The organism is uncultured Ramlibacter sp. (assembly GCF_936925435.1).
Classification (GTDB): domain Bacteria; phylum Pseudomonadota; class Gammaproteobacteria; order Burkholderiales; family Burkholderiaceae_C; genus Ramlibacter.
Genome location: NZ_CAKZHQ010000027.1, coordinates 1 through 5,588, shown reverse-complemented (window position 1 = coordinate 5,588; position 5,588 = coordinate 1). Strand labels below are relative to the sequence as shown.

Annotated in this window: 3 protein-coding genes; all 3 read left to right on the top strand. The window is 65.0% G+C overall.

Annotated elements, in window-relative coordinates; translation table 11 throughout:
* The coding region (locus Q0632_RS14265) for a nitrate reductase subunit alpha (RefSeq protein WP_298931217.1) at positions 1-3,334 on the top strand (3,334 nt) is incomplete at its 5' end.
* Complete coding sequence (narH, locus tag Q0632_RS14260; RefSeq protein WP_298931214.1) at positions 3,331-4,854, top strand: nitrate reductase subunit beta; 1,524 nt, start codon at positions 3,331-3,333, stop codon at positions 4,852-4,854. The genes Q0632_RS14265 and narH, both read left to right, overlap by 4 nt.
* Before the next feature lie 11 nt (positions 4,855-4,865).
* The coding region (locus tag Q0632_RS14255; RefSeq protein ID WP_298931211.1) for an SDR family oxidoreductase at positions 4,866-5,588 on the top strand (723 nt) is incomplete at its 3' end.

The following is a 5,588-nucleotide window of genomic DNA, read 5'->3' as shown; positions in this document are numbered from 1 at the left end:
CGTGCGCAGCACCTGGGACGAGGGCAACCAGCTCATCGCGGCGGCCAACGTCTACACCATCAAGCAGCACGGCGCCGACCGCGTCATCGGCTTCTCGCCCATCCCCGCCATGTCCATGGTGAGCTACGCCGCCGGCTCGCGCTACCTGTCGCTCATCGGCGGCGTGTGCATGAGCTTCTACGACTGGTACTGCGACCTGCCGCCGGCCAGCCCGCAGGTGTGGGGCGAGCAGACCGACGTGCCCGAGAGCGCCGATTGGTACAACAGCACCTACATCATGGCCTGGGGCAGCAACGTGCCGCAGACCCGCACGCCCGACGCGCACTTCTTCACCGAGGTGCGCTACAAGGGCGCGAAGACGGTGGCCATCACGCCCGACTACAGCGAGGTCGCCAAGCTGGCCGACATCTGGCTGCACCCCAAGCAGGGCACCGATGCGGCGCTGGCCATGGCGATGGGCCACGTCGCGCTCAACGAGTTCTATTTCAAGCAGCGCAGCCCGTACTTCGACGACTACGCGCGCCGCTACACCGACCTGCCGCTGCTGGTGATGCTGAAGGAGCACACGCTCCCTGACGGCAGCAAGACCCTGGTGCCCGACCGCTACCTGCGCGCCTCCGACTTCAACGGCAAGCTCGGCCAGGAGAACAACCCCGAGTGGAAGACGGTCGCCTTCGACACGAACGGCCGCGCGGTGCTGCCCAACGGCAGCATCGGCTTCCGCTGGACACCTGAAGGTGGCGTCGACCAGGGCAAGTGGAATCTCGAGAACAAGGAAGCGCGGCACGGCACCGAGGTGAAGCTGAAGCTCTCCGTCATCGAGGATGGCGAGCAGGCGCATGAGGTGGTGGACATCGGCCTGCCGTACTTCGGCGGCGTGAGCACGCCGCACTTCAAGTCCAACACCCAGAACGGCGAAGTCAACTTCGTCAAGGTGCCGGCGGTGCGTTTGCGCCTGGGCAAGGAGGGCGACCACCGCGAAGCGTTGGTGGCCACCGTGTTCGACCTGCAGGTGGCGCAGTACGGCATCGACCGTGGGCTGGGCTCCGGTGCAAAGTCGTACGACGACGATGCCGCCTACACGCCCGCCTGGGCCGAGAGCATCACCGGCACGCCGCGTGACCAGATCATCACCGTGGCCCGCCAGTTCGCCGAGAACGCGCACAAGACACACGGCAAGAGCATGGTGATCATCGGCGCGGCGATGAACCACTGGTACCACGCCGACATGAACTACCGCGGCGTCATCAACCTGCTGATGATGTGCGGCTGCATCGGCCAGAGCGGTGGCGGCTGGGCGCATTACGTGGGCCAGGAGAAGCTGCGCCCGCAGACCGGCTGGACGGCGCTGGCCTTCGCGCTGGACTGGATCCGCCCGCCGCGCCAGATGAACAGCACCAGCTTCTTCTACGCCCACACCGACCAGTGGCGCTACGAGAAGCTGGGCATGGAAGAGATCGTGTCACCGCTGGCCGACAAGGCACTGTATGCCGGCAGCATGATCGACTACAACGTGCGCGCCGAACGCATGGGCTGGCTGCCCAGCGCACCGCAGCTCAAGACCAACCCGATGCAGGTGGTGAAGGACGCCAGCGCTGCCGGCATGGACGCCAAGGACTATGTCGTCAAGGCGCTGAAGGACGGCACGCTGCAGATGAGCTGCGAAGACCCGGATGCAAAGCAGAACTGGCCGCGTGTGCTGTTCGTCTGGCGCAGCAACCTGCTGGGCTCGTCGGGCAAGGGCCACGAATACTTCTGCAAGCACCTGCTGGGCACCGAGAACGGCATCCAGGGCAAGGACCTGGGCCAGGACGACGCCAAGCCGACGGAAGTGAAGTGGCACGAGCACGGGCCGGTCGGCAAGCTCGACCTGGTGGTCACGCTCGACTTCCGAATGAGCACCACCTGCCTGTACTCCGACATCGTGTTGCCCACGGCCAGCTGGTACGAGAAGAACGACCTCAACACCAGCGACATGCACCCCTTCATCCACCCGCTGAGCGCGGCCGTGGACCCGGTGTGGCAGAGCCGCAGCGACTGGGAGATCTACAAGGGCTTCGCCAAGACCTTCAGCGAGGTCTGCGTCGGCCACCTGGGTGTCGAGAAAGAGGTGGTGCTGACGCCCATCATGCACGACACCGCCGGCGAACTGGCCCAGCCCTTCGAGGTGAAGGAATGGAAGAAGGGCCAGTGCGAGCTGATCCCCGGCAAGACGGCCCCGCAGATCATGGTGGTGGAGCGCGACTACCCGAACGTGTTCAAGCGCTTCACCGCCCTCGGCCCCTTGATGGACAAGCTGGGCAATGGTGGCAAGGGCATCGGCTGGAAGACCGGCACCGAAGTCGAGCAGCTCGGCCAACTGAACGGCAAGACGCTGACCGAAGGGGTGACCAAGGGCATGCCGAAGATCGTGACCGACATCGACGCCTGCGAGGTCATCCTGCAGCTGGCGCCCGAGACCAACGGCCATGTGGCGGTGAAGGCCTGGCAGGCCCTGGGCAAGCAGACCGGCCGCGACCACACGCACCTGGCGCTGTACCGCGAGGACGAGAAGATCCGCTACCGCGACGTGCAGGCGCAGCCGCGCAAGATCATCAGCAGCCCCACCTGGAGCGGCATCGAGAGCGAGACCGTTTCGTACAACGCCGGCTACACCAACGTGCACGAGTACATCCCCTGGCGCACGTTGACCGGCCGCCAGCAGTTCTACCTGGACCACCCGTGGGTCATCGCTTTCGGTGAAGGCTTCAGCAGCTACCGCCCGCCGGTGGACCTGAAGACCACGGCCGGCATCCACAACATCAAGCCGAACGGGAACAAGGAGATCCTGCTCAACTTCATCACGCCGCACCAGAAGTGGGGCATCCACAGCACCTACAGCGACAACCTGATGATGCTGACGCTGAACCGCGGCGGCCCGGTGGTGTGGCTGAGCGAAGACGACGCCAAGCGCAGCGGCATCGAGGACAACGACTGGGTCGAGGTCTTCAACATCAACGGCGCCATCGCGGCGCGCGCTGTAGTGAGCCAGCGGGTGAACCCCGGCATGCTGCTGATGTACCACGCGCAGGAAAAGATCATCAATACGCCCGGGTCGCAGATCACCGGCGTGCGCGGCGGCATCCACAACAGCGTGACGCGCATCGTGCTCAAGCCCACCCACATGATCGGCGGCTACGCGCAGTTCAGCTACGGCTTCAACTACTACGGAACCATCGGCACCAACCGCGACGAGTTCGTGGTGGTCCGCAAGATGGCCAAGGTCGACTGGCTCGACACCCCGCTGGGTGATGAACGCGCCGAGATCGTTCAAGCACAAGGAGAAGGCGCATGAAGATCCGCGCACAAGTCGGCATGGTCCTGAATCTGGACAAGTGCATCGGCTGCCACACCTGCAGCGTGACCTGCAAGAACGTGTGGACCAGCCGCCCCGGCGTCGAGTACGCCTGGTTCAACAACGTCGAGACCAAGCCAGGCATCGGTTACCCCAAGGAATGGGAGAACCAGGACAAGTGGAACGGCGGCTGGATCCGCAAGGCGGACGGCTCCATCGTGCCGCGTCAAGGCGGCAAGTGGCAGTTGCTGATGAAGATCTTCGCCAACCCCAACCTGCCGCAGATCGACGACTACTACGAGCCCTTCACCTTCGACTACGACCACCTGCAGTCGGCGCCCGAGATGCAGCACGCGCCCACCGCGCGACCGCGCAGCCTGATCACCGGCAAGCGCATGGAGAAGATCGAGTGGGGCCCGAACTGGGAAGAGATCCTGGGCGGCGAGTTCAGCAAGCGCAGCAAGGACAAGAACTTCGACGACATCCAGAAGGACATCTACGGCCAGTTCGAGAACACCTTCATGATGTACCTGCCCAGGCTGTGCGAGCACTGCCTGAACCCGGCGTGCGTCGCATCGTGCCCGAGCGGCAGCATCTACAAGCGCGAGGAAGACGGCATCGTCCTGATCGACCAGGACAAGTGCCGCGGCTGGCGCATGTGCGTCAGCGGCTGCCCCTACAAGAAGATCTACTACAACTGGAAGAGCGGCAAGGCCGAGAAGTGCATCTTCTGCTACCCGCGCATTGAGGCCGGCCAGCCCACGGTGTGCAGCGAGACCTGCGTCGGCCGCATCCGCTACCTGGGCGTGCTGCTGTACGACGCCGACCGCATTCAAGAAGCCGCCAGCGTCGTCAACGACAAGGACCTGTACCAGGCCCAGCTCGACATCTTCCTGGACCCGAACGACCCGAAGGTGATTGCGCAGGCACGGCTGGACGGCATTCCCGACAACTGGATGGACGCGGCACGCAACAGCCCCGTCTACAAGATGGCGGTGGAGTGGAAGGTGGCGCTGCCGCTGCACCCCGAGTACCGCACGCTGCCGATGGTCTGGTACGTGCCGCCGCTCAGCCCCATCACCGCAGCGGCGAATGCCGGCCACGTGGGCACCAACGGCGAGATCCCGGACGTCAACCAGCTGCGCATCCCGGTCAAGTACCTGGCCAACCTGCTGACAGCCGGTGACACCGCGCCGGTGGTCCGTGCCCTGGAGCGCATGCTGGCCATGCGTGCCTACCAGCGCAGCAAGCACGTGGACGGCGAGGCTAATCGCGCAGCGATCGACCAGGTGAAGATGAGCGTGAACGAGGTGGAAGAGATGTACCGCGTGATGGCGATTGCCAACTACGAGGACCGCTTCGTCATCCCGACCACGCACCGCGAATACGCCGAGAACGCCTTCAACGTGCGCGGCGGCTGCGGCTTCAGCTTCGGCAACGGCTGCTCCGAAGGCACGGGCGAGACCAGCCTGTTCGGCAGCGAGAAGAGACGCACCATCCCCATCAAGGCGGAGGTCTGACCATGTTCGGAATGAAAACGCCCCTGCCCATGAGCAAGAGCCTGCGCGTGCTGTCGGCGTTGCTCAGTTACCCCGACGCGCGGTTGCGGCAGCACCTGCCGGAAATGCGCGATCTGTTGCACGCCGAGCGCGCGCTCACGCCGTCGCGCCTGGCCGAGCTGGACGGGTTGATCAACAATGCCGGCGGCATGGTCGCGCGCGTCACCTATGAGAACATGACGGAGGACTATTTCGACGCGGTGATAGATCTCAATGGCCGCTCGGTGATTTCCACCACCACGGCGGCCATTCCGCACCTCAAGAAGCAGGGCGGCTTCATCATCAACACGACCTCGGTCGCGGCCCGCACCGGCGGCACCGCAGGCTCTGGCGTCTATGGCTCGTCGAAGGCCTTTGTCGGCGCGGTCACCAAGGGCATGGCGCTGGAATTCGGCAAATACGCCGTGCGCGTCAACGCGGTGGCGCCGGGCTTCGTGGAAACGCCGATCCTGGGCACCATTCCCGACAAGGTGCTGGAGCACATGCGCGAGCAGGTGCCGCTGCACCGCCTGGGCAAGCCCGAGGAGATCGCCAACGTCTACGCCTTCCTGGCCAGCGACGAGGCCAGCTACATCAACGGCGCGGTGATCGAGGTGTCCGGCTGGATGACGGTCTGTCCATGGCCAGCGATGACAGCGCCCGCCGCGCCTGGGTGGCCGAGGCCCTGCGCCGCATCGAGGCCGATGCCCGCCGCT